Source organism: Pantoea sp. Z09 (assembly GCF_022394795.1).
GTDB classification, from domain to species: Bacteria; Pseudomonadota; Gammaproteobacteria; order Enterobacterales; family Enterobacteriaceae; genus Pantoea; species Pantoea latae.
Genome location: NZ_CP092373.1, coordinates 1,129,184 through 1,156,155 on the forward strand (window position 1 = coordinate 1,129,184; position 26,972 = coordinate 1,156,155).

Annotated in this window: 28 protein-coding genes; 24 read left to right on the plus strand and 4 right to left on the minus strand. The window is 62.4% G+C overall.

Translation table 11 applies throughout. The features are described from left to right. The 5 genes from aroC to MC269_RS05480 are packed head-to-tail and all read left to right on the plus strand — an operon-like array spanning nucleotide 1 to nucleotide 3,628. Nucleotides 1-1,086 (plus strand): chorismate synthase, encoded by a 1,086-nt coding sequence (gene aroC / locus MC269_RS05460; RefSeq protein ID WP_239954345.1) that lies wholly within the window; start codon nucleotides 1-3, stop codon nucleotides 1,084-1,086. A 4-nt stretch (nucleotides 1,087-1,090) separates the two neighbouring features. Beyond that, on the plus strand, nucleotides 1,091-1,912 hold the full coding sequence (gene mepA / locus MC269_RS05465; RefSeq protein WP_239954346.1) for a penicillin-insensitive murein endopeptidase: 822 nt from the start codon (nucleotides 1,091-1,093) through the stop codon (nucleotides 1,910-1,912). Nucleotides 1,913-1,921: 9 nt separating this feature from the next. Next, nucleotides 1,922-2,719 carry a sulfite exporter TauE/SafE family protein gene (locus MC269_RS05470; protein ID WP_081140330.1) on the plus strand — a complete coding sequence of 266 codons (798 nt, stop codon included), beginning with the start codon at nucleotides 1,922-1,924 and terminating at the stop codon, nucleotides 2,717-2,719. A 50-nt stretch (nucleotides 2,720-2,769) separates the two neighbouring features. Continuing rightward, nucleotides 2,770-3,315, plus strand: coding sequence for an elongation factor P hydroxylase (locus MC269_RS05475; protein ID WP_239954347.1), 546 nt, complete (start codon nucleotides 2,770-2,772; stop codon nucleotides 3,313-3,315). Between the two features lie 31 nt (nucleotides 3,316-3,346). After that, nucleotides 3,347-3,628: a YfcL family protein gene (locus tag MC269_RS05480; protein WP_081140335.1), complete on the plus strand. Its 282-nt coding sequence runs from the start codon at nucleotides 3,347-3,349 to the stop codon at nucleotides 3,626-3,628. A 31-nt stretch (nucleotides 3,629-3,659) separates the two neighbouring features. Here MC269_RS05480 and mnmC read toward each other — a convergent pair whose 3' ends face one another. Beyond that, nucleotides 3,660-5,672, minus strand: coding sequence for a bifunctional tRNA (5-methylaminomethyl-2-thiouridine)(34)-methyltransferase MnmD/FAD-dependent 5-carboxymethylaminomethyl-2-thiouridine(34) oxidoreductase MnmC (gene mnmC, locus MC269_RS05485; protein WP_239954348.1), 2,013 nt, complete (start codon nucleotides 5,670-5,672; stop codon nucleotides 3,660-3,662). Between the two features lie 155 nt (nucleotides 5,673-5,827). Here mnmC and fabB point away from each other — a divergent pair, with 155 nt between their 5' ends. Together fabB and MC269_RS05495 are read left to right on the plus strand one after the other, a co-directional pair. Next, nucleotides 5,828-7,048, plus strand: a complete 1,221-nt coding sequence (gene fabB, locus MC269_RS05490) for a beta-ketoacyl-ACP synthase I (RefSeq protein ID WP_081140337.1) — start codon at nucleotides 5,828-5,830, stop codon at nucleotides 7,046-7,048. Between the two features lie 96 nt (nucleotides 7,049-7,144). Further along, nucleotides 7,145-8,323, plus strand: a complete 1,179-nt coding sequence (locus MC269_RS05495; RefSeq protein ID WP_239954349.1) for an arabinose transporter — start codon at nucleotides 7,145-7,147, stop codon at nucleotides 8,321-8,323. Between the two features lies 1 nt (nucleotide 8,324). Here the strand turns inward: MC269_RS05495 and flk are convergent, their stop codons facing one another. Next, complete coding sequence (gene flk, locus MC269_RS05500) at nucleotides 8,325-9,356, minus strand: flagella biosynthesis regulator Flk (protein WP_239954350.1); 1,032 nt, start codon at nucleotides 9,354-9,356, stop codon at nucleotides 8,325-8,327. Between the two features lie 96 nt (nucleotides 9,357-9,452). Continuing rightward, nucleotides 9,453-10,343, minus strand: coding sequence for a DMT family transporter (locus MC269_RS05505; protein ID WP_239954351.1), 891 nt, complete (start codon nucleotides 10,341-10,343; stop codon nucleotides 9,453-9,455). 95 nt (nucleotides 10,344-10,438) lie between these two features. On the opposite strand from MC269_RS05505, the gene MC269_RS05510 reads away from it, so the two are divergent. The 15 genes from MC269_RS05510 to hisP all read left to right on the plus strand — a co-directional run bounded on the left by MC269_RS05510 (nucleotide 10,439) and on the right by hisP (nucleotide 24,526). Further along, a complete protein-coding gene (locus MC269_RS05510) occupies nucleotides 10,439-11,218 on the plus strand; it encodes a helix-turn-helix domain-containing protein (RefSeq protein ID WP_239954352.1) in 780 nt (259 codons plus the stop codon). 57 nt (nucleotides 11,219-11,275) lie between these two features. Next, the gene (gene pdxB, locus MC269_RS05515) at nucleotides 11,276-12,409 is read left to right on the plus strand and encodes a 4-phosphoerythronate dehydrogenase PdxB (protein WP_239954354.1); all 1,134 of its coding nucleotides are present in this window, start codon (nucleotides 11,276-11,278) and stop codon (nucleotides 12,407-12,409) included. A 104-nt stretch (nucleotides 12,410-12,513) separates the two neighbouring features. Beyond that, nucleotides 12,514-13,524 (plus strand): aspartate-semialdehyde dehydrogenase, encoded by a 1,011-nt coding sequence (locus MC269_RS05520; RefSeq protein WP_239954355.1) that lies wholly within the window; start codon nucleotides 12,514-12,516, stop codon nucleotides 13,522-13,524. Next, entirely contained in the window at nucleotides 13,524-14,330 is an 807-nt protein-coding gene (gene truA / locus MC269_RS05525) for a tRNA pseudouridine(38-40) synthase TruA (RefSeq protein WP_371824359.1), read from the plus strand. Before MC269_RS05520 ends, truA begins: the two co-directional genes overlap by 1 nt. Before the next feature lie 28 nt (nucleotides 14,331-14,358). Further along, nucleotides 14,359-15,021, plus strand: coding sequence for a DedA family protein (locus MC269_RS05530; RefSeq protein WP_081140351.1), 663 nt, complete (start codon nucleotides 14,359-14,361; stop codon nucleotides 15,019-15,021). A gap of 149 nt (nucleotides 15,022-15,170) precedes the next feature. Continuing rightward, nucleotides 15,171-16,082: an acetyl-CoA carboxylase, carboxyltransferase subunit beta gene (gene accD / locus MC269_RS05535; protein WP_081140353.1), complete on the plus strand. Its 912-nt coding sequence runs from the start codon at nucleotides 15,171-15,173 to the stop codon at nucleotides 16,080-16,082. An 86-nt stretch (nucleotides 16,083-16,168) separates the two neighbouring features. Continuing rightward, on the plus strand, nucleotides 16,169-17,443 hold the full coding sequence (folC, locus tag MC269_RS05540; RefSeq protein ID WP_239954357.1) for a bifunctional tetrahydrofolate synthase/dihydrofolate synthase: 1,275 nt from the start codon (nucleotides 16,169-16,171) through the stop codon (nucleotides 17,441-17,443). After that, nucleotides 17,433-18,212 (plus strand): cell division protein DedD, encoded by a 780-nt coding sequence (gene dedD, locus MC269_RS05545; RefSeq protein ID WP_239954359.1) that lies wholly within the window; start codon nucleotides 17,433-17,435, stop codon nucleotides 18,210-18,212. The genes folC and dedD overlap by 11 nt, the downstream gene beginning before the upstream one ends. Nucleotides 18,213-18,464: 252 nt before the next feature. After that, nucleotides 18,465-18,950, plus strand: a complete 486-nt coding sequence (gene cvpA / locus MC269_RS05550) for a colicin V production protein (protein ID WP_239954360.1) — start codon at nucleotides 18,465-18,467, stop codon at nucleotides 18,948-18,950. Between the two features lie 36 nt (nucleotides 18,951-18,986). Continuing rightward, nucleotides 18,987-20,504, plus strand: a complete 1,518-nt coding sequence (gene purF, locus MC269_RS05555; RefSeq protein WP_081140360.1) for an amidophosphoribosyltransferase — start codon at nucleotides 18,987-18,989, stop codon at nucleotides 20,502-20,504. A gap of 113 nt (nucleotides 20,505-20,617) precedes the next feature. Beyond that, a complete protein-coding gene (locus tag MC269_RS05560; protein ID WP_081140361.1) occupies nucleotides 20,618-21,187 on the plus strand; it encodes a UbiX family flavin prenyltransferase in 570 nt (189 codons plus the stop codon). Between the two features lie 268 nt (nucleotides 21,188-21,455). Beyond that, nucleotides 21,456-22,238: a lysine/arginine/ornithine ABC transporter substrate-binding protein ArgT gene (gene argT, locus MC269_RS05565; RefSeq protein ID WP_081140363.1), complete on the plus strand. Its 783-nt coding sequence runs from the start codon at nucleotides 21,456-21,458 to the stop codon at nucleotides 22,236-22,238. 106 nt (nucleotides 22,239-22,344) lie between these two features. After that, nucleotides 22,345-23,031, plus strand: a complete 687-nt coding sequence (locus MC269_RS05570; protein WP_081140365.1) for a histidine ABC transporter permease HisQ — start codon at nucleotides 22,345-22,347, stop codon at nucleotides 23,029-23,031. After that, entirely contained in the window at nucleotides 23,028-23,744 is a 717-nt protein-coding gene (locus MC269_RS05575) for an ABC transporter permease (RefSeq protein ID WP_033750535.1), read from the plus strand. Before MC269_RS05570 ends, MC269_RS05575 begins: the two co-directional genes overlap by 4 nt. A gap of 8 nt (nucleotides 23,745-23,752) precedes the next feature. Beyond that, complete coding sequence (hisP, locus tag MC269_RS05580; protein ID WP_081140367.1) at nucleotides 23,753-24,526, plus strand: histidine ABC transporter ATP-binding protein HisP; 774 nt, start codon at nucleotides 23,753-23,755, stop codon at nucleotides 24,524-24,526. A 41-nt stretch (nucleotides 24,527-24,567) separates the two neighbouring features. Here the strand turns inward: hisP and MC269_RS05585 are convergent, their stop codons facing one another. Continuing rightward, complete coding sequence (locus MC269_RS05585; RefSeq protein WP_239954362.1) at nucleotides 24,568-25,488, minus strand: TIGR01777 family oxidoreductase; 921 nt, start codon at nucleotides 25,486-25,488, stop codon at nucleotides 24,568-24,570. A 172-nt stretch (nucleotides 25,489-25,660) separates the two neighbouring features. Here MC269_RS05585 and yfcF point away from each other — a divergent pair, with 172 nt between their 5' ends. Then, complete coding sequence (yfcF, locus tag MC269_RS05590) at nucleotides 25,661-26,302, plus strand: glutathione transferase (protein ID WP_239954364.1); 642 nt, start codon at nucleotides 25,661-25,663, stop codon at nucleotides 26,300-26,302. Nucleotides 26,303-26,415: 113 nt separating this feature from the next. Next, a complete protein-coding gene (yfcD, locus tag MC269_RS05595; RefSeq protein WP_081140373.1) occupies nucleotides 26,416-26,934 on the plus strand; it encodes an NUDIX hydrolase YfcD in 519 nt (172 codons plus the stop codon). Nucleotides 26,935-26,972: the final 38 nt, after the last annotated feature.

The window sequence follows — 26,972 nt, forward strand, 5'->3', positions numbered from 1 at the left end:
ATGGCCGGAAACAGCATCGGACAATTTTTTCGCGTCACCACGTTTGGCGAGTCGCACGGCATCGCGCTGGGCTGCATCGTTGACGGCGTGCCGCCGGGCATCCCGCTGACCGAAGCGGATATTCAGCACGACCTCGACCGCCGCCGTCCCGGCACTTCGCGCTACACCACGCAGCGCCGCGAGCCGGATCAGGTGAAAATTTTGTCCGGCGTGTTCGAGGGCGTCACCACCGGCACCTCGATCGGCCTGCTGATTGAAAACACCGACCAGCGCTCGCAGGACTACGGCGCGATCAAAGATCTGTTTCGTCCCGGCCACGCTGACTACACCTACGAACAGAAGTATGGCCTGCGCGACTATCGCGGCGGCGGCCGCTCGTCGGCACGCGAAACCGCGATGCGCGTCGCGGCGGGCGCCATCGCGAAAAAATATCTGCAGATGAAGCATGGCGTGGTGGTGCGCGGCTATCTGGCGCAAATTGGCGACGTGGCGTGCGAGCTGAAGGACTGGAGCATCGTAGAGGATAATCCCTTCTTCTGTCCGGACGCCAGCAAGCTGGAGGCGCTGGACGAGCTGATGCGTGCCCTGAAGAAAGAGGGCGATTCTATCGGCGCGAAGGTCACGGTGATGGCGGAAAACGTGCCGCCGGGCTTGGGTGAGCCGGTGTTCGATCGCCTCGACGCCGACCTGGCGCACGCGCTGATGAGCATCAACGCGGTGAAAGGGGTGGAGATCGGCGACGGCTTCGCGGTGGTGAATCAGCGCGGCAGCCAGCATCGCGACGAGATCCGCGCCAGCGGTTTTCAGAGCAACCATGCGGGCGGCATCCTTGGCGGTATCAGCAGCGGCCAGACCATCAGCGCCAACCTGGCGATGAAGCCGACCTCCAGCATCACCGTGCCGGGCAACACCATCACCCGCAGCGGCGAAGAGGTGGAGATGATCACCAAAGGACGCCACGATCCCTGCGTGGGTATTCGCGCCGTGCCGATCGCCGAAGCGATGATGGCGATCGTGCTGATGGACCATCTGCTGCGCCAGCGCGCACAGAATGGCGACGTCAACAGCAGCGTGCCGCGCTGGTGATGCCATGAAACGTCTGTTTATCGCTCTTTCGGCGCTGCTGATCAGCGCCACCAGCCTGGCGGCGACGCCGTGGCAGCGTATTCAGCAGCCGATCCCGGGCAGCGCGCAGTCTATCGGCTCCTTCGCCAACGGCTGCATCGTCGGCGCGCAGGCGCTGCCGCTCAACGCGCCTGACTATCAGGTGATGCGGCAGGATCAGCGGCGCTACTTCGGCCATCCCGATCTGATTCAGTTTATTCAGCGACTCAGCACCCAGGCGCACAGCCTGCAGCTCGGCAACGTGCTGATTGGCGATATGGGCATGGCGGCGGGCGGGCGCTTCAGCAGCGGCCACGCCAGCCATCAAACCGGACTCGACGTCGATATCTGGCTGCAGCTGCCGAAAACGCGCTGGAGTGCGCAGCAGCTGCTGAAGCCGCAGCCGCTCGATCTGGTGACGGCGGACGACAAAAGCGTGGTGGCGCGCCACTGGCAGCCGGAGATCAGCAGCCTGATCAAACTGGCGGCGAAAGATAACGATGTCACGCGTATCTTCGTCAATCCGGCGATTAAAAAGCAGCTTTGCGCCGACGCGGGCGCCGATCGCGACTGGCTGCGCAAGGTGCGCCCGTGGTTCGCGCATCGCGCCCATATGCACGTGCGTTTGCGCTGTCCGGCTAACAGCATCGGCTGCGAAGATCAGCCTGCGCCGCCGCCGGGCGACGGCTGCGGCGCCGAGCTGGAGAGCTGGTTCCTGCCGAAAAAACCGGGCGGCGCGCCGGTGAAGCGCGAGCCGCCGCCGCCGCCGCAGGCGTGTCAGGCGCTGCTGGATAAACATCTGTTATAAGGGATCTCCATGGAGTGGTTCGTCGTCAGCCCGATGGTCGTCGGGGTGTTGTTCCTGGTCGCCGTGCTGGCGGCCTTTATTGACTCCATCGCCGGCGGCGGCGGGCTGCTTACCGTGCCCGCGCTGCTGGCCGCCGGCTTATCACCCGCGCAGGCGCTCGCCACCAACAAGCTGCAGTCGGTGGGCGGCTCCTTCTCCGCCAGTCTCTACTTTGTGCGGCGCGGCGCGGTCAATCTGCGCGAGCAGCGGCTCAATATCGCCATGACTTTTCTCGGCGCGGTGCTCGGCACGATTTTGATCCAGCACCTCAACGCCGACGCGCTGCGCCAGGTGCTGCCGCTGCTGCTGATCGCCATCGGCCTGTGGTTTCTGCTGATGCCGCGCCTTGGCGAAGAGGATCGCGCGCGCCGTCTCTTTGGCCTGCCTTACGCGCTGATCGGCGGCGGCTGCGTCGGCTTTTACGACGGCTTTTTCGGGCCGGGTGCCGGATCCTTCTACGCGCTCGCCTTCGTCACGCTGTGCGGCTTCAATCTCGCCAAGGCCACCGCCCATGCCAAAATTCTGAATTTCACCTCCAATTTCGCCAGCCTGCTGTTCTTTATGTTCGGCGGCAAGGTGATCTGGGGAACCGGCTTTATTATGCTGCTCGGCGCCTTCTGCGGCGCGCGGCTCGGGGCGCGGCTGGTCCTGAGCCGCGGACAGAAACTGATCCGCCCGATGGTGGTGATCGTTTCTGCGGTAATGAGCGCGAAGCTGCTGTGGGACGCTCACGGCAGCGCGCTGCTGGCGTGGATCGCCGCGCTGTAATACATTCTTTCTCGGCGCCGCGATAATGACGCCGTTTTTACGATGACACCATGAATACGACGCACCATTACCAACAACTGATTACGATTTTCGATAGCTGCTTTCGCGACGAGTTTCAGACCCGTCTAATTAAAGGCGACGACGAACCCATCTATCTTCCGGCAGATGAGCAGTCGCCGTGGAACCGCGTGGTGTTCGCGCACGGCTTCTACGCCAGCGCGCTGCACGAGATTTCGCACTGGTGCATTGCCGGCGAGGCGCGGCGCAAGCTGGTAGATTTCGGCTACTGGTACTGCCCGGACGGACGCGACGCCCAGACGCAGAGCCAGTTCGAATCGGTGGAGATCAAGCCGCAGGCGCTGGAGTGGATGTTCTGCGTCGCGGCGGGCTTTCCGTTCAACGTCAGCTGTGACAATCTCGACGGGGATTGTGAGCCGGATCGCGTCGCGTTTCAGCGTAAGGTCCATGCTCAGGTGGTTTCGTATCTGGAAAACGGCATTCCTGCGCGCCCCGCGCGTTTTATCACCGCTCTGGCGGATTTTTATGGCACGCCTGCACTGACGTCAGCACAGTTTCCCTGGCCAGACGATCTGTGATGAGTGCAGACATTATTAAAGAGGAATTACCATGATCGCAGAATTTGAAGCGCGTATTCTGGCCCTGATTGACGATATGGTCGATCACGCCAGCGATGACGAGCTGTTTGCCAGCGGCTATCTGCGCGGTCACCTGACGCTCGCGGTCGCGGAAATCGAACAGTCAGGCGAGCACACGCCGGAAGCGTTGCAGACCCAGGTCGCCAATAGCCTGCAAAACGCCATTGCCGCCGGCGAGCTGTCGCCGCGCGATCAGGTGCTGGTGGTCGGCATGTGGGACAACCTGTTCCTGCAGGCGCGTCAGACCGCCTGAGCCCACGGGGCGGCATCACGCCGCCTCGACGCTATTTCCCCGCCTTTTTCCCTTTCAGCAGCTTTCTCACCCAGTAGCGGTTTGGGCTGAGCGCGGCCAGCGTCGCGCCATCCAGCGGCTGCGGTTCGCCGCTCATCTGCGCCGCCAGCACTTCGGCGGCGAGCGGGGCGCTGCACAGCCCGCGCGATCCCAGCGCGCCTAATACAAAGAGTCCTGAATGGTAAGGTGCGTCGACGATCGCCTCACCGCGCGCGCGCTGCGTGGGCAGATCCTGATAGTGCGCCAGCGTCGCCTCATAGTCGGGCAGCGCGCCCGCCATCGGCAGATGGTCGCGCGTGGCGCAGCGCACGCCGATGCGCGCGTCGCCCGCGCTGACGTCGACCTTTTCCGTCCAGCCGCAGCCGGGCAGCGAGTGGATCAGCCGCGTGCGGTTCTGCTGCTGATCCGCTTCCCGGTAAGCGGTATCGGTCTCGCCGCGATGGTAGCTGGCGCCGATGCAGTGGGTGCCGAACTGCGGGCTGACCGGCGTCAGATAGCCGTCGTAGCAGAGCACGGTCTGCAGCGCGTTCAGGCCGGGCGTACTGGGCACGTGGCTCACCTGACCGGACACCGCATAGGCCGGCAGCTGCGCGCTTTGCGGCAGCGCACCGATCTGATGCCCGGTGGCCAGCGCCACGTTTTGATGCCTCGCCGCGTTGCCGTCGGCGAAGCGCAGCGTCCAGCCGCGCTCCGCCGGCGACAGCTGCGTCAGGCGCTGCAGCCAGTGGATGCGCAGCCCCAGGGACTCGCCGTACGCCAGCAGCGCGGCGGTGAGTTCGGCGGGCGAGAGCCAGCCGCCGAGCGGATAGAAGATGCCGCCAACGCCGAGTTCGACCTGCGCCAGCGCTTCTGCCTCGTCGGCGCTGACGCCGCGCGCGATGGCGTCCGGCAGATCCATCGCCAGCATCTGGGCGATTTTATCGGCGCTTTTCTCATCCCAGCCGAGCTGCAACACGCCGCTCCAGTGGTGTTCGAAGTCCACCGGCGCGGCGTCATAGAGCCGCCGCGCAAAGCTGAAGGCGGCGGGGAAGAAGCGCGCCAGCGCCGGGTCGTGCTGATTCAGCAGCGGATAGAGCGCGCCCTGGCGGTTGCCCGATGCGCCCAGGGCGGGCGCCTCGTCGGCGCAGTAGAGCGTGACGCGCCAGCCGCGTCGCAGCAGGGCGAGCGCCAGCACCGCGCTCGCCACGCCGCCGCCGATAATCGCCGTTTCCTTTTCCTGCGCGGCGGGGCGCGCATACCAGGGCTGGGCGGCAGGCAGACTGGGCGCCTGTGCCAGCACGCCGCACAGCATCTCGCGCTTGGGGCCAAAGCCTTTACGGCGCGTCACCTCGAAGCCCGCCTCCTGCAATCCGCGACGCACGAAACCGGCGGCGGTGAAAGTGGCGAAGCTGGCGCCGGGCCGCGCCAGCCGCGCCATGGCTGCGAACAGGCGCGGCGTCCACATATCGGGATTTTTCGCCGGCGCGAAGCCGTCGAGGAACCAGGCGTCCACCTGACGATGCAGACTGTCATCAAAGGTGTCGATAAGCGTATTAATATCTCCCAGCCAGAGATCGAGCGTGACGCGGCCGCCGTCCAACAGCAGGCGCTGGCAGCCGGGCAGGGCGACGGGCCACTGGCGCTGTAGCTTTTCAGCCCAGGGCTGCAGTTCCGGCCAGCGCTGATGCGCCGCGATCAGGTCGGCCTGCGTCAGGGGAAACTTCTCGAAGCTGATGAAATGCAGGCGCTGCAGCGCGGCGTCCGGTTCGGCCTGCTGAAAGGCGTCGAACGCCTGCCACAGCGTGAGAAAATTAAGCCCGGTGCCGAAGCCGCTCTCCGCCGCGATAAAGAGATCGCGCGGATGATGCGCGAAGCGTTCAGGCAGATCGTTGCCGCCGAGGAAGACGTAACGCGTCTCTTCCAGACCGTTGTCATTGGAAAAATAGACGTCGTCAAAGGCTCGGGAAACAGGTGTACCCTGTTCATTCCAGCTTAGCTGGGCATGTTCGACCGGGGATAATTTCACGGCAAAGGCTCGTTTTTCAGGCAGTGGCGCGATTTTAGCGACCAGTGTCACATGACGCAAATTTACAAAAGGAAATGGCTGATCGGACTTGTTCGGCGTACAAGTGTAAGCTAGAGTGCACGTCAATCCAAAAGAAGTGGAATGAGGACAACTGAATGAAACGTGCAGTGATTACTGGCCTGGGGATTGTTTCCAGCATTGGTAATAACCAGCAGGAAGTGCTGGCTTCTCTGCGTGAAGGCCGTTCCGGCATCACCTTCTCTCAGGAGATGAAGGATTCCGGTATGCGTAGTCACGTCTGGGGTAACGTCAAACTGGATACCACCGGCCTTATCGATCGCAAAATTGTGCGTTTTATGAGTGATGCGTCCATTTATGCTTACCTCTCCATGGAAGAGGCGATCAAAGATTCCGGTCTGACCGACGAGCAGTATCAGAGCAACCCGCGTGTGGGTCTGATCGCTGGCTCCGGCGGCGGCTCGCCGCGCTTCCAGGTGTTTGGCGCTGACGCCATGCGCAGCCCGCGCGGCCTGAAAGCGGTCGGCCCCTACGTGGTGACCAAAGCGATGGCCTCTGGCGTTTCCGCCTGCCTCGCCACGCCGTTTAAAATCCACGGCGTCAACTACTCTATCAGCTCCGCCTGCGCCACCTCCGCGCACTGCATCGGCAACGCGGTTGAGCAGATCCAGCTGGGCAAACAGGATATCGTCTTTGCCGGCGGCGGCGAAGAGCTGTGCTGGGAAATGGCGTGTGAGTTCGACGCCATGGGCGCACTCTCCACCAAATACAACGACGCGCCGGAAAAAGCGTCCCGCACCTATGACAGCGAGCGCGACGGCTTTGTTATCGCCGGCGGCGGCGGCATGGTGGTAGTGGAAGAGCTGGAGCACGCGCTGGCGCGCGGCGCGCATATCTACGCCGAAATCGTCGGCTACGGCGCCACCTCTGACGGTGCAGACATGGTTGCGCCATCGGGCGAAGGCGCAGTGCGCTGCATGAAGATGGCGATGCACGGCGTCGATACGCCGATCGACTACCTCAACAGCCACGGCACCTCCACGCCGGTCGGCGACGTGAAAGAGCTGGGCGCTATCCGTGAAGTCTTCGGCGACAACACCCCGGCGATCTCCGCCACCAAAGCGATGACCGGCCACTCGCTGGGCGCAGCGGGCGTGCAGGAAGCGATCTACACCCTGCTGATGCTGGAGCACGGCTTTATCGCGCCGAGCATCAACATCGAAACGCCGGACCCGGCGGCGGAAGGCATGAATATCGTCACTAAGCCGACCGAGAAAGCGCTGACCACCGTGATGTCCAACAGCTTCGGCTTCGGCGGCACCAACGCCACCCTGACGATGCGTAAGCTGCAGGCGTAATCGCTAAAAATGTTCTATAAAGGGCCGGTCTGACCGGCCCTTTTTCTTTGGTGGATCCGGAGCAGACGCATTTTCCATCAGGGAGCTATATCTGTTATGACCACCACCGCATCTGAACCGCAGGCCGCCTCCACTTTGCCGCTCGCCTGTTCCTCGCTGGCCGTTTTTATTACCTACCTTACCGCCGGACTGGCGCTGCCGGTGATCCCGCTCTACGTGCATCAGGAACTCGGCATGAACAACGTCATGGTCGGCGTGGCGGTCGGCATCCAGTTTTTCGCCACGCTGCTGACGCGTGGCTTTGCCGGTCGCCGCGCCGATCGACACGGGGCGAAGCGCACCACGCAGCAGGGAATGCTGGCGATTATGCTGGTGGGCGTTGCCTACCTCGCCGCCGCGCTGCTGCCGGTTCCGGCGCTGAGTAAATTCGCGCTGCTGGCGCTGGGGCGTCTGCTGCTCGGCTTCGGCGAAAGCCTGCTGCTAACCGGCAATCTGACGTGGGGGCTGGGGCTGGTCGGTGCGAAGCGCTCCGGGCTGGTGATGTCGTGGAACGGCATGGCGATCTATGGCGCGCTGGCGGCCGGCGCGCCGCTCGGTCTGCTGCTGCATCAGCACGGCGGCTTCGCGCTGCTGGGCGCGGTGGCGACGGCGCTGCCGCTGGTGGCGCTGGCGCTCAACAGCGCCATTCGGCCGGTGCCGGTGATGGGCGGCGAGCGGCCTTCGCTGTTCAGCGTGATCCGCACTATTTTCCAGCCGGGCCTTGCGCTGGCGCTGCAGGGTGTCGGCTTTGCGGTGATTGGCACCTTTACCTCGCTTTACTTCGCCGCGCAGCAGTGGGGCAACGCGGGCTTTACCCTGACGGCGTTTGGCGTCGCCTTCGTGCTGGTGCGGCTGCTCTTCGGCGGCGCGCCGGATCGTCACGGTGGTATTCGCGTTGCGCTGATCTCTCTGCTGGTTGAGGCGGCGGGGCTACTGCTGCTGGCGTTTGCCGCCAGCAGCGGGATGGCGCTAATCGGCGCCGCCCTGACCGGCTGCGGCTGTTCGCTGATTTTCCCGGCGCTGGGCGTCGAAGTGGTGAAGCGCGTCTCGCCGCAGGTGCGCGGCACGGCGCTCGGCGGTTTTTCGGCCTTTCAGGATGTCGCCTACGGCGCCAGCGGGCCGCTGGCCGGGCTTATTGCCACCGCACTGGGCTACGGCTCGGTCTACCTGGCTGGCGCCTGCTGCGCACTGCTGGGGATCGCGATCGTCTGGCGCTTTGCCCGACGCGGCGGTTAACTTACAGCACCAGCCACAGCAGCAGGACGACGACGAACAGCAGCAGCACCGCCGCCAGCGCCGGACGCTGCGCCAGTGACGGCGGCAACACCTCGAGCACCGGCGCCCAGATCGGCTGCGGGCGCAGCGCGCTGTCGGCCAGCGGCTGCTCCTGGGTTTTTTCGGCGCGGCGCGCAAAAAGGTAGTTGAGCAGATCCTGAGTCTGCGTCGGCGTCAGCACCGTCTGCGGCGTCGCCTGGAAGCGCTGCTGGCTGTAATCCTCCAGCTGCTGACGTTCGCTGCGATCGAGCGGCTGCTTCAGCGACGCTTCCAGCACCTGCAGCGTCGGCGCGCTGTGCTGGCTCAGGGTCAGGCGCACCTGCAGATATTGCGTCAGCAGCGGGAAATGGCGCGACGGGATGGGATCGCCGCTGGTGAGGTTCGCCAGCTTTAGCGCTGAGGTCCAGATTTTGCCGGTCGGCTCGCCGGTGGCGGCGGCCAGGCGCGCGATCTGCTGATTCAGCGTCTGATGCTCGGCAGGCAGCAGCGTGCGGTCGGTAATGCGCGACTGCTGCGGCTGCGGGATCGCCATTTGACCGTTTTGCAGCATAGTCAGCACCTGACGTAGCTGATCCTGCGTCAGCGAACTCAGCACCGTCTGGCCAAACTGCTGGCGGATAAAATCGCTCACCGCCTGGCGGTTGTTGCCCTGCGGCAGCAGATCGGTGAGCTGGGTAAGCAGCTGGCGCGTGGCGCGGCCGTTCTCCGCCTGCGTCAGGCGGCCGTTCAGATAGTGCTCTGCCGCCGGAAAGTGGCGCGACTGCAGCTCCGCCTCGCTTTTTACCCCCGCTTCGCGCTTCACGCCCGCCCAGAGTTCAGGCGCTTTAAGCGTGCTGAGCGACATAATGCGCACGATCAGGCGTTCCAGCGTGGTGCGCTGGGCCGGAGAAAGAGGCTGATCGCCAGGCGTCGCGCCGGGGCGGGGCGCGCCGGTCGACGGCGTGACAGAGGAGCGATCGCCCATCGGCGCACCGGGGCCGCTAAGAGGTTGCATGGCGGAATCCTTGAAAACAAGACAGCGTGGGGTGCGCCGGAAAAAAGATGCGCCATGATAGCAAAAGCCCCCGGGAAATCCCACGGGGGCCACGGTTTATTCAGCCAGGGGCCGAGGCGTCCTGAGCGGGGTTTTCAGACGCTGGGCGAGGAGCACCCCCACCAGCGTCATGGCGCCGCCGATCCAGTGATAAGCGTGCAGCTGCTCATGGAGAAACAGCACCGCGATAACGGCGGTAAAAACGGGAACAAAGTTCATAAACAGGCTGGTGGTGCTGGCGCCCAGGCGCTGCACGCCGAGGATCCACAAAAAGGGCGCGATAATCGAGGCGAACAGCCCGGCAAACAGCACCAGCGGAATATTCTGCGCGTTGAGCGCCACATCGGGCGCGCGCAGAAAGCCGGGCAGCAGCAGCAGGACGCCGAAGACGATCTGCACATAAAGGCTCTGCCAGTTGGGTAGCGGGATCGCCCAGCGGCGGGTCAGCACGCCGTAGAGCGCGTAAGAAGTCGACGCGGCCAGCATCATCAGCTCGCCCTGGCCAAGGCGCTGCTGCAGCAGCTGAGCGGGATGCCCCTCGCTTACCAGCCACACCAGCCCGGCGAACGACAGCACGCCGCCGATAAGAATGCCGCGCGTCGGCGCCAGCCGCAGCACCACCAGGCTAAGCAGAATGGTCAGCAGCGGAATGGTGGCGCCGAGAATGCCCATCATCACCGCCGAGACGCTGTGCGCAGCGTAGTAGGCCAGGCTCTGATAGAGCACCATGCCGAGCAGGCCGAGGATCAGCAGCCGCCACAGATTCGCCCGGATAATCTGGCGATGGCGCAGGACGCCCGGCAGCGCGAAAGGCGTTAACACCACCAGCGCCAGCAGCCAGCGGTAGAACGAGATCGCGGCAGGATCGATGCTGCCGGCGGAGAGCTTGCTGACGATGGTATTCACTGACCAGATCAGCACCGCCAGCAGCGGAAAAAGTAAATTCATGGTGAACTCCTGAAAAAGTGTGCGCCCAGTGTACTTTTGACCGATTTTAAGGAGATAGTTAAAATCGGACAAAAATCCTTTGCTGACCGGACAGAATGAATTTACAGGTCGAATATCAACCGCCGCAGGATGCGCTGCAGCTGCGCTACTTTATGCGCTATGAACAAACCAACGCAAAAACCGAATATCTGCCGCACGCTCACGCGTGGGGGCAGGTGATCTTTGTGACGCGTCACGTGCTGGAGATGAACGTCGAAGGCGAACGGCTATTGACGCCCGCCACCATGCCGGTCTGGATCCCGCCGCGCCAGCGGCACGCCAGCTACAACCACCAGCAGGCGCAGTTCCGCACCTTTAACCTCGCCGCCGCGCTGTGCGATGGCCTGCCGCAGCGGGCGTGCCTGCTCAACGTCGACGCTATCGTCCATGCGATTATGGACGCCTTCGCCCGCGACGGGCTGGAGCAGCCAGAGACGCCGGAGCAGTGGCGGCTGTGCGAGGTGCTGCGCGATCGGCTGCGGCTGGCGCCGGTGCAGGAGAGCTATCTGCCGGGCTCGCGCGACAAATTTCTCGCGCCGGTGCTGCAGGCGCTGGAGGCGGATCCCGGCGACAACACCACGCTGGCGGCCTGGGCGGCGCGCGTCTTCACCACTGAACGCACGCTGGCGCGGCGCTGCCGAAACGATCTGCATATGTCGTTCGGCGAGTGGCGCCAGCGGCTGCGCTTTCTGCACGCCGTCGCCCAGCTGGGGCAGGGCAAAAGCGTGCAGGCGATCGCCCACGACCTCGGCTACAGCTCCGCCTCGGCGCTGATCGTGATGTTCCAGCAGCAGGCGGGCACCACGCCGGATCGCTACCGCGCGCGCCTGGGTTAAAAGACGCGTTTGTGCCACAATAGCCCTCTCAATAATGCAACCAGCAGGAAAGCCGTGGTGAAGATTCTTGTCGATGAAAATATGCCCTATGCGCGCGAACTGTTCAGCCGGACCGGCCAGGTGCTGGCGGTGCCGGGACGTCCGCTGCCGCAGCAGGAACTGGAGGATGCCGACGGCCTGATGGTGCGCTCGGTGACGCAGGTAGACGAGGCGCTGCTGGCCGGCAAGCCGGTGAAGTTCGTCGGCACCGCCACGGCGGGCACTGACCATATTGATGAAGCCTGGCTGCAGCAGGCAGGCATCGCCTTCTCCGCCGCGCCGGGCTGTAACGCCATCGCGGTGGTGGAGTATGTCTTCTCCGCGCTGCTGCTGCTGGCAGAGCGCGACGGCTTCGCGCTGCGCGACCGCACCGTCGGCATCGTCGGCGTTGGCAACGTCGGCGGACGGCTGCAGAAGCGGCTGGAAGCCTGGGGCGTGAAAACCCTGCTGTGCGATCCGCCGCGCGCCGATCGCGGCGACGCAGGCGACTTCCGCTCGCTCGACGCGCTGGTGGCGGAGGCGGATATCCTCACCTTCCATACGCCGCTGTTTAAAGAGGGGCCGTACAAAAGCTGGCATCTGGCCGACGCGGCGCTGCTGATGGCGCTGAAGCCCAACGCCATCCTGATCAACGCCTGCCGCGGGCCGGTGGTGGATAACGCCGCGCTGCTGGAGGTGCTGAAGATGCGGCGCGACCTCAGCGTGGTGCTCGACGTCTGGGAGCCAGAGCCGGCGCTGTCGCTCGATCTGCTGGATCGCGTGGATATCGGCACCGCCCATATCGCCGGCTACACGCTGGAGGGCAAGGCGCGCGGCACCACGCAGGTGTTCGAGGCCTGGTGCGACTTTCTCGGTGAGCCGCAGCAGGTGCCGCTCAGCGAGCTGCTGCCGACGCCGGAATTCAGCAGCGTCACGCTCAACGGCCCGCTCGATCAGGCAACGCTGAAACGTCTGGCGCATCTGGTGTATGATGTGCGCCGCGATGACGCGCCGCTGCGTAAAGTGGCGGCGAAACCGGGCGAATTCGACCGGTTGCGCAAAACCTATGAAGAGCGCCGCGAGTGGTCTTCGCTGGAGGTGATCTGCCACGACGCAGAAACCGCCAGCCTGTTGAATGCGCTCGGCTTTTGCGCGCATCTCAACAACAGCTAAATTAATCTTCTCGCCGCGCCGGACGCGGCGGGGGATAATTCCGAAACCTGGGCGGTGAATATCACCGCCTTCTGTTTTTATGTCATTGTCTGGAGTAAACCAACATGTCTGACGGCTGGAATATTGCGCTACTGGGCGCGACAGGCGCAGTAGGGAACGCTGTACTGGAACTGCTGGCGGAACGCCAGTTCCCGGTTGGTGAATTGTATCTGCTGGCGAGCGAAAACAGCGCTGGCGAGACGCTGCGTTTCGAGGGGCGCTCGGTGCGCGTGGAAAACGCGGCGGATTTCGACTGGTCGCAGGCGCAGCTCGCCTTTTTCGTCGCCGGTCGCGACGCCTCGGCGCGCTATGCCGACGACGCCGCCAACGCCGGCTGTCTGGTGATCGACAGCAGCGACGCCTTCGCGCTGTCGCCGGATGTGCCGCTGGTAGTGCCGGACGTCAACCCGCACGTGCTGGCCAACTACCGCAACCGCAACCTGGTGAGCGTCGCCGACAGCCTGACCAGTCAGCTGCTCAGCGCCATCAAACCGCTGGTGGACGCGGCGGGCCTGGGCCGTTTGCAGGTCACAAACCTGATCTCCGCCTCCAGCCACGGCAAAAGCGCGGTAGATGGCCTGGCGGGCGAGAGCGCGCGGCTGCTTAACGGCGTGCCGGCGGACGACCACTTCTTCGGCCGTCAGCTGGCGTTCAACCTGCTGCCGCAGCTGGCGGACGCGGAAGGTAGCGTCGCCAGCGAGCGACGTCTGGTGGATCAGGTGCGCAAAGTGCTGCAGGACGACGGACTGCCGATTGCGGTCAGCAGCGTGCAGGCGCCGGTTTTCTACGGCAACGCGCAGATTGTGCATGTAGAGAGCCTGCGTCCGCTGTCGGCGGAGGAGGCGCGCGCCGAGCTGGCGCAGGCCGCCGATATCAACCTGAGCGACGAAGATAACTACCCGACGCAGGTCGGCGACGCCTCCGGCAATGAGCAGCTCAGCATCGGCTGCGTGCGCAACGATTACGGCATCCCTGAACTGCTGCAGTTCTGGTCGGTCGCGGACAACATCCGCTTCGGCGGCGCGCTGATGGCGGTCAAAACCGCTGAGAAGCTGGTGCAGGAGTATCTCTATTAATGTTGCCTGAAGGTCAGCGCTTTAAACTGGCGCTCGGTATTGAGTATGACGGCAGCCGCTACTACGGCTGGCAGCGTCAGCAGGAAGTGCGCAGCGTGCAGGAGAAGCTGGAGAAAGCGCTGTCAAAAGTGGCGAACCACGACGTCAGCGTGTTCTGCGCCGGTCGCACCGACGCCGGCGTGCACGGCACCGGCCAGGTGGTGCATTTCGAAACCACCTCGTCGCGCGCCGACGGTGCCTGGACGCTGGGCGTCAACGCCAACCTGCCGGAAGATATTGCGGTGCGCTGGGTGAAGGCGGTGCCGGATGAATTTCATGCACGCTTCAGCGCCACGGCGCGGCGCTACCGCTACCTGATCTACAACCAGCGGCTGCGTCCGGCGATCCTCGGCCGCGGCGTCACCCATTTTTATCATCCGCTGGATGCCGAGAAGATGCATCGCGCCGGGCAGTGCCTGCTGGGCGAAAACGACTTCACCTCGTTTCGCGCCGTGCAGTGCCAGTCGCGCACGCCGTGGCGCAACCTGATGCATCTCAACGTCACGCGGCAGGGCGCCTTTGTGATCGTCGATATCAAGGCCAACGCCTTTGTGCATCACATGGTGCGCAATATCGTCGGCAGCCTGATGGAGATCGGCTGCGGCAACCAGCCGGAAAACTGGATGGCGACCCTGCTGGCGGCGAAAGATCGCACGCTGGCGGCGGCGACGGCCAGAGCGGAAGGGCTCTATTTAGTGGCGGTGGATTACCCATCGCATTTTGCGTTACCCGAACCGCCTATGGGACCGTTGTTCCTGGTGGATTAAACTAGTCGGCTATTTTCAGAGAGGCGTTATGGAGTTCGTCCATTTTTTGGTTGATTTTATTCTGCATATTGATGTGCACCTGGCCGAGCTGGTGGCGCAGTACGGCATCTGGATTTACGCCATTCTGTTCCTGATCCTGTTTTGTGAAACCGGCCTGGTGGTGACGCCTTTTCTGCCGGGCGACTCGCTGCTGTTTGTCGCGGGCGCGCTGGCGGCGCTGCCGGGCAACGATCTCAATGTCCACCTGATGGCGGCGCTGCTGGTAGTGGCGGCGGTACTGGGCGACGCGGTGAACTACACGATCGGCCGCCTGTTCGGCGAGCGGCTGTTCAGCAACCCCAACTCGCGCCTCTTCCGCCGCAGCTATCTCGATAAAACCCATGCGTTTTACGATCGCCACGGCGGCAAAACCATTATCCTCGCGCGATTCGTGCCGATTGTGCGCACCTTCGCGCCTTTCGTCGCCGGCATGGGGCATATGTCCTATCGTCATTTCGCGCTGTTCAACGTCGCCGGCGCGCTGGCGTGGGTGCTGCTGTTCTCCTACGCGGGCTACCTGTTCGGCGACCTGCCGGTGGTGCAGGAAAATCTTAAGCTGCTGATCGTCGGCATTATTGTGGTGTCGGTGCTGCCCGGCGTGATCGAGGTGTGGCGTCATCGCCGTCAGGCGAAGCAGCAAAAACAGCGGTAAGGGTTCGGTCGCGTCGCGGTTAGACCAGATTTTTATCCACAGTCAGAATCGGTTGTGGTTTAATGAGCGACATTTCATGTCTGCTGAAGCGGTTTTCAGCGGCAAATAAGATGACTGGACCAGGTCAGTTTTAAACAAAAAGGTCTTCAATGAGCTGGATTGAACGCATTCTTAATAAAAGCAACGTTACGCCTGCACGTCGTGCCAGCATCCCGGAAGGGGTCTGGACCAAGTGCGACAGCTGCGGTCAGGTTCTGTACCGCGCCGAGCTGGAGCGTAATCTTGAGGTCTGCCCGAAGTGCGACCATCACATGCGCATGCACGCCCGCGAGCGCCTCAACAGCCTGCTCGACCAGGGCACGCAGACCGAGCTGGGCAGCGAGCTGGAGCCGAAGGATATCCTGAAGTTCCGCGACTCCAAGAAATACAAGGATCGCCTCGTTGCCGCGCAGAAAGCGACCGATGAAAAAGATGCGCTGATCGTGATGAAAGGCCAGCTGCACGGCATGCCGGTCGTGGCGGCCGCGTTTGAGTTCGCGTTTATGGGCGGCTCGATGGGCTCTGTAGTCGGCGCGCGTTTCGTGCGTGCGGTCGAGCAGGCGCTGGAAGATAACTGCCCGCTGATCTGCTTCTCCGCCAGCGGCGGCGCCCGTATGCAGGAAGCGCTGATGTCGCTGATGCAGATGGCGAAAACCAGCGCTGCGCTGGCGAAAATGCAGGAGCGCGGTCTGCCCTATATCTCCGTGCTGACCGATCCGACCATGGGCGGCGTCTCCGCCAGCTTCGCCATGCTGGGCGACCTCAACGTCGCCGAGCCGAAGGCGCTGATCGGCTTTGCCGGCCCGCGCGTTATCGAGCAGACGGTGCGCGAAAAGCTGCCGCCGGGCTTCCAGCGCAGCGAGTTCCTGATTGAGAAGGGCGCGATCGATATGATCATTCGTCGCCCGGAAATGCGTTATAAACTGGCGAGCCTGCTGGCGAAGATGATGAATCTTCCCGCGCCGCTGCACGATGGCGAACCGACCGCGCCTGCGGAAGAGCCGGAAAGCAACGAGGCCTGACAGGAGAGAGAGGCGCGCGCGCCGCGCCTTTCACCAATGCACCGTCGACCCGGCTGAACCGGGTCAAAATCTGTTAAACGGGACATATGGATACTCTTCACCTTCCTCAAGCCACGTCGCCTTTGGCCACGTGGCTTTATTATCTTGAGCATCTGCACGCGCAGACCATCGAGCTGGGGCTGGATCGCATTCGCTGCGTCGCGCAGCGCCTCGACCTGCTGAAACCCGCGCCCTTCGTCTTTACCGTCGCCGGCACCAACGGCAAAGGCACCACCTGCCGCACGCTGGAAACCCTGCTGATGGCGGCGGGCTATCGCGTTGGCGTTTACAGTTCGCCGCATCTGGTGCGCTACACCGAACGCGTGCGCGTGCAGGGCCAGGAGCTGGACCCTGCGTTGCACAGCGCCAGCTTCGCCAAAATCGAAGCCGGGCGCGGCGACGTTTCCCTGACCTATTTTGAATTCGGCACGCTCTCCGCGCTGAACCTGTTTCAGCAGGCGCAGCTGGACGTGGTGATCCTTGAAGTGGGGCTGGGCGGCCGCCTCGACGCCACCAATATCGTCGACGCCGACGTGGCGGTGGTAACTAGCATCGCGCTGGATCACACCGACTGGCTCGGCCCGGACCGCGAAAGCATCGGCCGCGAGAAAGCGGGCGTGTTCCGCGGCGGCAAGCCCGCCGTGGTGGGCGAGCCGGAGATGCCCGCCAGCATCGCCGCGGTGGCGGCGGAGAAGGGCGCGCTGCTGCTGCGGCGCGACCACGACTGGCGCTACAGCCAGCAGGCGGAAAGCTGGGCATTCCGCGACGCGCAGGGCGAGCTGAACGATCTGCCGCTGCCGCCGCTGCCGCTGCCGAACGCAGCCACCGCGCTGGCGGCGCTGCGCGCCTCCGGTCTGGGCGTCAGCGAAGCGATTATCCGGCACTATTTGCCGCTGGCGATCCTGCCGGGCCGCTTTCAGACGGTCAGCGAATCACCGCGCGTGATCCTCGACGTGGCGCATAATCCCCACGCCGCGAACTATCTCGTCTCGCGTCTGGCGCAGCTGCCGACGCGCGGCCGCGTGCGCGCGGTGGTCGGCATGCTGCATGATAAAGATATCGCCGGTACCCTGGCGGCGCTGGCGCCGCAGATCGACCGCTGGTACTGCGCGCCGCTCGACGGTCCGCGCGGCGCCAGCGCCGACGAGCTGATGGCGCATCTGCCCGCTGAGGCGGCGACAGCGTTTGCCGACGTAGAGAGCGCCTGGCAGGCGGCGCGTCGCGAGGCGGACGCGCAGGATATCGTGCTGGTGTGTGGATCTTTCCACACCGTGGCGCAGGTCATGGAATCGACAGAGATGGAGAAAGGTCGTGGCGAGTAAGTTTCAGAACCGCCTGGTCGGCACCATTATTCTGGTGGCGGTGGGCGTGATTGTGCTGCCGGGCCTGCTGGACGGCAAAAAGAAACACTATAAAGAGGAGTTCGCGGCGATCCCGCTGGTGCCGAAGCCCGACGATCAGCAGGACAGCGAGATGGTGCCGCCGGTGACGCAGCCGTTGCCTGCGCAGCCGCCGCAGGGTGCGGGCAGCGCGGTGAGCAACACCGCCAGCACGGCCAGCAATCCGGTCGCCGAACAGGGCAACGCCACGCCGCAGAGCAGCAGCGAGCCGAGCGTGGTGACGCCGCCGCCGGTGCATCAGAGTGCGCCGGCGAAGCCGCGCCAGACCGAGCAGCCGAAAGCGAAACCGGTGGAACAGCCGAAAGCGAAGCCGGTCGAGCAGCCGAAAGCCCAGCTGAAGCCGGTTGAGCAGCCAAAGCCGGTTGAGTCTAAGCCGGTCGAACAGCCAAAGCCGGTTGAGTCTAAGCCGGCGGAAACGCCGAAGCCCGCAGAGCAGAGCGCGCCGGCCGGTCAGGCCTACGTGGTGCAGCTCGGCGCGCTGAAAAACGCGGCGAAGGTCAGCGAAATCGTGGCGAAGCTGCGCCTGTCGGGCTATCGCGCCTTTACCGTGCCGTCGACGCCGGTGCAGGGACAAATTACCCGTATCTACGTCGGGCCGGACGCGTCGAAAGCCAAACTGCAAGGCTCGCTTGCCGAGCTGCAGAGCGTCTCTGGACTGGGCGGGGTGGTGAAACCCTACAGCGCGCATTAGGCCATTGATTGGCGCCGCCGATAGCATAAAAAGGCGGCGCCGCACAAGGCGCTAAACGCACAGATAAAATAAAAATTTGTTTTAATTCAATGGTTTTTAACGTTGAATCTGAGTCGGGCGAGGAAAGTTTTTTTCATCGCCCTTTTTATGGAAACAGAAAGGGAAAAGCGCTACGCAAACGTTTTCTTTTTCTGTTAGAATGCGCCCCGAACTGGATGCAGGGGTGCAGACGCACTGGCGCTGGAAGAGTTCATGGTCTGGATTGATTACGTCATAATTGCGGTAGTTGGTTTTTCGGCTCTGGTCAGCCTGATTCGAGGGTTTGTCCGCGAAGCCTTATCTCTCGTTACCTGGGGATGCGCGTCTTTTGTCGCCAGTCACTACTACGCCTACCTTGCAGTCTGGTTTACAGGTTTTGACGACGAACTGGTGCGTAACGGCATCGCCATCGCGGTGCTGTTCGTCGCGACGCTGATTGTCGGCGCGATAGTCAACTATGTGATCGGCTCGCTGGTGGAAAAGACCGGCCTGTCGGGAACCGACAGGGTGTTGGGGGTCTGTTTCGGGGCGCTACGCGGCGTGCTGATCGTCAGCGCGATGCTTTTTTTCCTCGACACATTCACCGGCTTTTCAAAAAGCCCGGACTGGCAGCAGTCCCAGCTCATTCCCCAGTTCAGTTCTATCATCAGATGGTTTTTTGACTACCTGAAAAGCACGTCGAGTTTTTTACCCCGGTGACACCACCGGGAGTGCGGCTAATGAGGAAATGACAACATGTGCGGTATTGTTGGTATCACCGGGTTTATGCCGGTCAACCAGTCGATCTATGATGCGTTAACGGTGCTTCAGCACCGCGGGCAGGATGCCGCAGGCATTTGTACCATCGATGCGCTGAAGTGCTTCCGTCTGCGTAAGGCGAACGGCCTCGTCAGCGATGTGTTCGAAGCGCGCCACATGCAGCGTCTGCAGGGCAACATGGGGATCGGCCACGTTCGCTACCCGACCGCAGGCAGCTCCAGCGCCTCTGAAGCGCAGCCGTTCTACGTTAACTCGCCGTACGGTATTACGCTGGCCCATAACGGCAACCTGACCAACGCGCACGACCTGCGCAAGCACCTGTTCGAAAAGGGCCGCCGTCACGTCAACACCACGTCTGATTCTGAAATCCTGCTCAATATCTTCGCGCAGGAGCTGGATCGTTTTCAGCATGACCCGCTGGAAGCAGACAACATTTTCGCTGCGGTGGCGGCGGTGCATCAGCAGGTGCGCGGCGCATACGCCGTGGTTGCCATGATCATCGGCCACGGCATGGTCGCCTTCCGCGACCCCAACGGCATTCGTCCGCTGGTGCTGGGCAAGCGCGTGCTGCCGGACAGCCGCGTCGAGTATATGGTCGCCTCTGAGAGCGTGGCGCTCGATACGCTGGGCTTTGAGTTCCTGCGCGACGTTGCGCCGGGCGAGGGCGTCTACATTACCGAAGCGGGCCAGCTGTTTACCCGCCAGTGCGCCGAGAACCCGAAAAGCAATCCCTGCCTGTTCGAGTACGTCTACTTTGCGCGCCCGGACTCGTTCCTCGACAAGATCTCTGTCTACAGCGCGCGCGTGCGCATGGGCACCAAGCTGGGCGAGAAGATCGCCCGCGAATGGGAAGATCTCGATATCGACGTGGTGATCCCGATCCCGGAAACCTCTACCGATATCGCGCTGGAGATTGCGCGCATTCTCAACAAACCCTATCGCCAGGGCTTTGTGAAAAACCGCTACGTCGGCCGCACCTTTATCATGCCGGGCCAGCAGCTGCGCCGCAGCGCCGTTCGCCGCAAGCTCAACGCTAACCGCGCTGAGTTCCGCGACAAGAACGTGCTGCTGGTGGATGACTCTATCGTGCGCGGCACCACCTCGGAGCAGATTATCGAGATGGCGCGCGAAGCGGGCGCGAAACGCGTCTATCTGGCGTCCGCCGCGCCGGAGATTCGCTTCCCGAACGTCTACGGCATCGATATGCCGAGCGCCACCGAGCTGATCGCCCACGGTCGTGAAGTGGATGAGATCTGCCAGCTGATCAAAGCTGACGCGCTGATTTTCCAGGATCTCAACGACCTGATTGAAGCGGTGCGCGAAGAGAACCCCGATATCGCCCAGTTCGAATGCTCGGTGTTTAACGGCGTCTACGTGACGAAAGATGTCGATCAGCAGTATCTGGAGTACCTCCAGTCGCTGCGTAACGACGACGCCAAAGCACTGCAGCGTCAGAATGAAGTCGAGAACCTCGAGCTGCATAACGAAGGCTAAGCGCGTTTTCAGCGATAATAAATGTGCTAACGGGGCGGAGAAATCTGCCCCGTTTGTTTTCGCAATCTGCAGCGGGTTATCATGGCGCCTCACTGAACAGGCAAGGAAGAAGTATGAAACGACTCATCATTGGCATCTCGGGCGCAAGCGGCGCGATTTACGGCGTGCGGCTGCTGCAGGTGCTGCAGCAGGTCAGCGAGGTGGAAACCCATCTGGTGATGAGTCCGGCGGCGCGTCAAACCCTGAGCCTGGAGACCGACTACAGCCTGCGCGACGTGCAGGCGCTGGCGGATGTGGTGCATGACGTGCGCGATATCGCCGCCAGCATCTCGTCAGGCTCGTTTAAAACTCTCGGCATGGCGATCCTGCCCTGTTCGATGAAAACCCTTTCCGGCATCGTGCACAGCTACAGCGACAGCCTGCTGACGCGCGCCGCCGACGTGGTGCTGAAAGAGCAGCGCAAGCTGGTGCTGGGCGTGCGCGAAACCCCGCTGCACATTGGTCACCTGCGCATGATGACCACCGCCGCCGAGCTGGGTGCGGTGATTATGCCGCCGGTGCCCGCCTTCTATCATCGGCCGCAGTCGATAATGGAGCTGGTGGATCAAACGGTTAACCGGGTGGTCGATCAGTTTGACATCACGCTGCCGCAGGATCTGTTTACGCGCTGGAATGGTGCATAAGCGCCTTTATTTGCACTTTTTAAGTGCGAATTCGCGCGGGCGATCACTCTTCGTGCATTTGGTGCACCAAAAGTTAACAAGGTCGCTTTTTCTCTCTGACATCGCTGATATATTCCCCTCACAAACTCGGCCGAACCGCCTCGCTGGCGGCGCGCCGGGCGCGCGAATGGCTTGCATTGCTGGCATGAAATATGCAAGAAATATGTGGCTTAACAAGCGCAAACACATCACGCACCCATAACAAAAAGCACTTCACTGAGGGTTATCTATGAAAAAGCGAGTTCTGGCTCTTTCTCTCATGCTGGGCCTGACCAGCGCCGCCAGCGTCTTCGCCGCGGTGCCGTCGTCGATTCGCATTGGGACTGACCCGACTTACCCGCCGTTTGAATCGAAAAACGCGCAAGGACAGTTAGTGGGCTTCGATATCGATCTTGCCAACGAAATCTGTAAACGCATTAACAGCAAATGCACCTATGTCGAGAGCGACTTCGACGCGCTGATCCCGTCGCTGAAGGCGAAGAAAATCGACGCCATCATCTCCTCGCTCTCGATTACCGCCAAGCGTCAGGAAGAGATCGCCTTCTCCGACAAGCTCTATGCGGCCAACGCGCGTCTGGTGGCGCCGAAAGGCTCGCCGATCCAGCCGACTATTGAATCGCTGAAGGGCAAAAATATCGGCCTGCTGCAGGGCACCACGCAGGAAACCTACGCCAACGAGAACTGGCGCCCGAAAGGGGTGAACGTTACGCCTTACGCGAACCAGGACCTGGTCTATCAGGATCTGAACGCGGGCCGTATCGACGCCGCGTTTCAGGATGAAGTGCAGGCGAGCGAAGGCTTCCTGAAGCAGCCGGTCGGCAAGAACTACGCCTTTGCCGGTCCGGCGGTGAAAGACGATAAAATCTTTGGCGTCGGCACCGGTATGGGACTGCGCAAAGACGACAGCGAGCTAAAAGCGGCGATCGATAAAGCGTTCGAAGCGATGCGCAAAGACGGCACCTACGATAAGATTGCGAAAAAGTATTTTGATTTCAATGTGTACGGTGACTAACCCTGTCGACCTTTACCTGATGGTTACACGCTGAACCGATCAGGACTGCTCGCTGGTACGCCAGCGGGCAGAACATTGATTTTTTCTCCACGACGGGATTGATTACATGCTGTACGGCTATTCTGAGGTTATTCTCAAAGGCACCCTGGTGACGCTGGAGCTGGCGCTCAGTTCAGTGGTGCTGGCGGTGGTGCTCGGCCTGATTGGCGCGGGCGCAAAACTCTCCCGCAGCCGCCCGCTGGCGATGCTGTTTGAAGGCTACACCACGCTGATCCGCGGCGTGCCTGACCTGGTGCTGATGCTGCTGATCTTCTACGGTTTGCAGATCGCCCTTAACTCACTCACCGACGCGCTGGGACTCGCCCAGTTCGATATCGACCCGATGGTGGCCGGTATCATTACGCTCGGCTTTATCTACGGCGCCTACTTTACCGAAACCTTTCGCGGCGCGTTTCTGGCGGTGCCGAAAGGGCAGATCGAGGCCGCCACGGCGTTCGGCTTCACCGGCTCGCAGGTGTTTCGCCGCATTCTGTTTCCCGGCATGATGCGCTACGCGCTGCCGGGCATCGGCAATAACTGGCAGGTGATCCTGAAAGCCACCGCGCTGGTGTCGCTGCTCGGGCTGGAAGATGTGGTTAAAGCGACACAGCTGGCGGGCAAAAGCACCTGGCAGCCGTTCTACTTCGCCATTGTCGCTGGCGCGATCTATTTAATCTTTACCACGCTGTCGAACGGCGTGCTGTGGTGGCTGAACCGCCGCTACTCGGTGGGCGTAAAAAGGGCAGAGCTATGATCGATATTATTCAGGAGTACTGGAAATCCCTGCTCTGGACCGACGGCTATCGCTTTACCGGCGTCGCCATCACCCTGTGGCTGCTGATCCTGTCGGTGGTAATCGGCGGCTGTCTGGCGGTGCTGCTGGCTATCGCACGCGTGTCGCCGAACCGTTTCGTCAGCACCCCGGTCTGGCTGTTTACCTATGTGTTTCGCGGCACGCCGCTCTACGTCCAGCTGCTGGTGTTCTACTCCGGCATGTATACGCTGGAAGTGGTGAAAGGCTCCGAGCTGCTGAACGCCTTTTTCCGCAGCGGCCTTAACTGTACGCTGCTGGCGTTTACCCTTAACACCTGCGCCTATACCACGGAGATTTTCGCCGGGGCAATCCGCGCCGTACCGCACGGCGAGATCGAGGCGGCGCGCGCCTACGGCTTCTCCACCTTTAAGCTCTACCGCTGCATTATTTTGCCGTCCGCGCTGCGCACCGCGCTGCCTGCCTACAGCAACGAGGTGATCCTGATGCTGCACTCTACGGCGCTCGCCTTTACCGCCACGGTGCCGGATCTGCTGAAAATCGCGCGCGACATCAACTCCGCGACCTATCAGCCCTTTACCGCGTTCGGCATTGCGGCGGTGCTCTATCTGATTATCTCCTATGTGTTGATTAGCCTGTTCCGTCTGGCGGAACGTCGCTTTCTCGCACACATCAAACCTTCGTCATCGCATTGAGTAGAACTATGGCTGAAAACAAATTAAGCGTGACCGAACTGCACAAGCGTTACGGTGACCATGAAGTATTAAAAGGCGTCTCTTTACAGGCCAATGCGGGCGATGTGATCAGCATTATCGGCTCCTCCGGCTCTGGCAAAAGCACCTTCCTGCGCTGCATTAACTTTCTCGAAAAGCCGAGCGAAGGCACCATTTCCGTCACCAGCGAACCGATCAATCTGGTGCGCGACACCGACGGGCAGCTCAAGGTCGCCGACAAAGAGCAGCTGCGCTCGCTGCGCACGCGCCTCACCATGGTGTTCCAGCATTTCAACCTCTGGAGCCATATGACGGTGCTGGAGAATGTGATGGAGGCGCCGATTCAGGTGCTGGGGCTGAGCAAAGCAGACGCTCGCGCCCGCGCCATCAACTATCTCAACAAGGTTGGCATCGACGAGCGCGCGCAGGCGAAATATCCGGTGCATCTCTCTGGCGGTCAGCAGCAGCGCGTCTCGATCGCGCGCGCGCTGGCGATGGAGCCGGAAGTGCTGCTGTTCGATGAGCCGACCTCGGCGCTCGATCCCGAGCTGGTGGGCGAAGTGCTGCGTATCATGCAGAAGCTGGCGGAAGAGGGCAAAACCATGGTGGTGGTGACCCATGAGATGGAATTCGCGCGCCACGTCTCCAGCCATGTAATCTTTCTGCATCAGGGCAAGATTGAGGAAGAAGGGCCGCCGGACGTGCTGTTTGGCAACCCGAAAAGCCCGCGCCTGCAGCAGTTTCTTAAAGGTTCGCTGAAGTAAACGCCGCCTCCTCGACTGAAGAGGCGGCGCGGAACCGGCGGTCAGGCTGCACCTTTGTCCGCCGGTTTGCCCACCACATCCTGCAGCGCCTCCTGTAGGTCATACCAGCGAAAGCCGAAGCCGGCCGCCTCCAGCCGTTTCGGCAGCACATGCTGTCCGCCCAGCACCAGCACCGCCGATTCACCCATCATCAGCCTGATGGCGCTGGCGGGCGTGCGCATAAAGGCGGGACGGTGCATCACGTGGCCCAGCGTGGCGGCGAACTGCTCGTTGCGCACCGCGTAGGGCGACACCATATTGAACGGGCCGCTTAGCGCGTCGTTATCAAGCAGCCAGAGGATAGCGTTGACCATATCGTCGATATGGATCCACGGCAGATACTGTTTGCCGCTGCCGATGGGGCCGCCGACGCCGAGCCTGAACGGCAGCTTCATCTTGCCCAACGCGCCGCCTTCGCTGGCCAGCACCACGCCGGTGCGCAGCAAACAGACGCGGGTGCGCTCGCTCTGTGCGCTAAGCGCCAGCTGTTCCCAGCGCGCGCAGAGCTGGTGGGTAAATTCATCCTGACCGCTGTCCTCTTCGGTCAGCACCAGGTCGCCGGTATCCCCATAGTAGCCGGTCGCCGAGCCGGATATCAGCACGCGCGGCGGATGCGCGCTGGCGTTGATTAGCGAGGCGAGGCGTTCGGTGATCTGCCAGCGGCTTTCGCACAGCAGCTGTTTTTGCTGTTCGCTCCAGCGTTTGTCGGCGATGGGTTCGCCGGCGAGGTTGATCACCGCATCGACGCCGTCAAGGTTCTGCTGCTGCGCCAGTCCCGACCAGAGGGCGACGCGCGCGTCGAGCTTTTCGCGCGCGGCGGCGACGTCGCGCGTCACCACGCTGACCTGATGCCCGAGCAGCAGCAGGCGTGGAATAAGATGGCGGCCGATCAGCCCGGTGCCGCCGGTCATCAGAATGTGCATGTCGCGTCTCCTTATCATTTTTCTGCTACGCACTGTTTCAGCATAGAAGAAGCGCGGCCGCACGCTGCCGGCCTGCGTCGCGCTTTGAGAACATCGGACCAGCGGGAGATTGCTTTGCTGAAAAAAAGTCGGTAAATATCAGGCTACCCGGATAAGCCTGTTGAGGTAGCAGATGAATTACCCGTCCATCACTCTGTGGTCTGATTCATCATTTTTTAGTCCTTACGCCCTGTCGGTTTACGTCGCGCTCACGGAGAAAGGGGTGCCCTTTCAGCTGAAACGCGTCGATCTCTCACAACATCAGCAGTTTGGTAGCGACTATCGCGCGCTGTCGCGGACCTGCCGCGTGCCGACGCTGCAGGTTGACGAATTTACCCTGAGCGAATCTTCGGCGATCGCCGAATACCTGGAAGAGCGTTTTCCGGCGCCGGAGTTTGAGCGTCTTTACCCACGCGACCGCGAAAAGCGCGCGCGCGCGCGCGAGCTGCAGGCGTGGCTGCGCAGCGATCTGCTGCCGATCCGTCAGGAGCGGCCAACGGAGGTGCTGTTTGCCGGCGAGCGTTTTCCGCCGCTGACCCCGGCGGCGCAGCAGGCGGCGGAGAAGCTGGTGGCCGCCAGCCTGCAACTGCTGCCCGATGGCCAGCAAAACCTGTTTGGCGAGTGGTCCATCGCTGATACCGATCTGGCGGTGATGCTGAACCGTCTGGCGCTGCACGGCGACGCGCTGCCGGAGAAGCTCAGGGATTATGCTGAATTTCAGTGGCAGCGCGCCTCGGTGCAGCTCTGGCTGGCGGAAAGCGGCAAACAACGATAGGTTGCGCCGCTTGCTCAGACGAGCGGAAGTGATTACCTTACAGCACACTATAACAACGACGTGGCAATCAGGCGCGTGTCGCACGGCACGCCAGAACAGAAAAGGGTTTCCGGATGGTGGATCAAACCGCGGGCGACGGCATCGAGTGGGTCGATATCGTCAATGAAGAGAATGAGGTGATCGCGCAGGCGACGCGCGCGCAGATGCGTGCGCAGCGAATGCGTCATCGCGCAACCTATATCGTGGTGCATGACGGCGCAGGCAAAATCCTGGTGCAGCGTCGCACTGAGACGAAAGACTTCATGCCCGGTATGCTGGACGCCACCGCAGGCGGCGTGGTGCAGAGCGGAGAAGATCTGCTGGAGTCGGCGCGCCGCGAGGCGGAAGAGGAGCTGGGCATTGCCGATGTGCCTTTCGCCGAGCACGGCAAGTTCTACTTCGAAGATGAGCATGTCCGCGTCTGGGGCGGTCTGTTTAGCTGCGTTTATCACGGCCCGTTCGCCATGCAGGAAGAAGAGGTGGACGAGGTGTTCTGGATGACGCCGGATGAGATCACCGCGCGCTGCGATGAGTTTACCGATGATTCGCTGAAGGCGCTCTCGCTGTGGCTGACGCGCAACGGCGACGCTTAAAATAGTTGGTTGAAAAAACGCCCGTCTGGGCGTTTTTT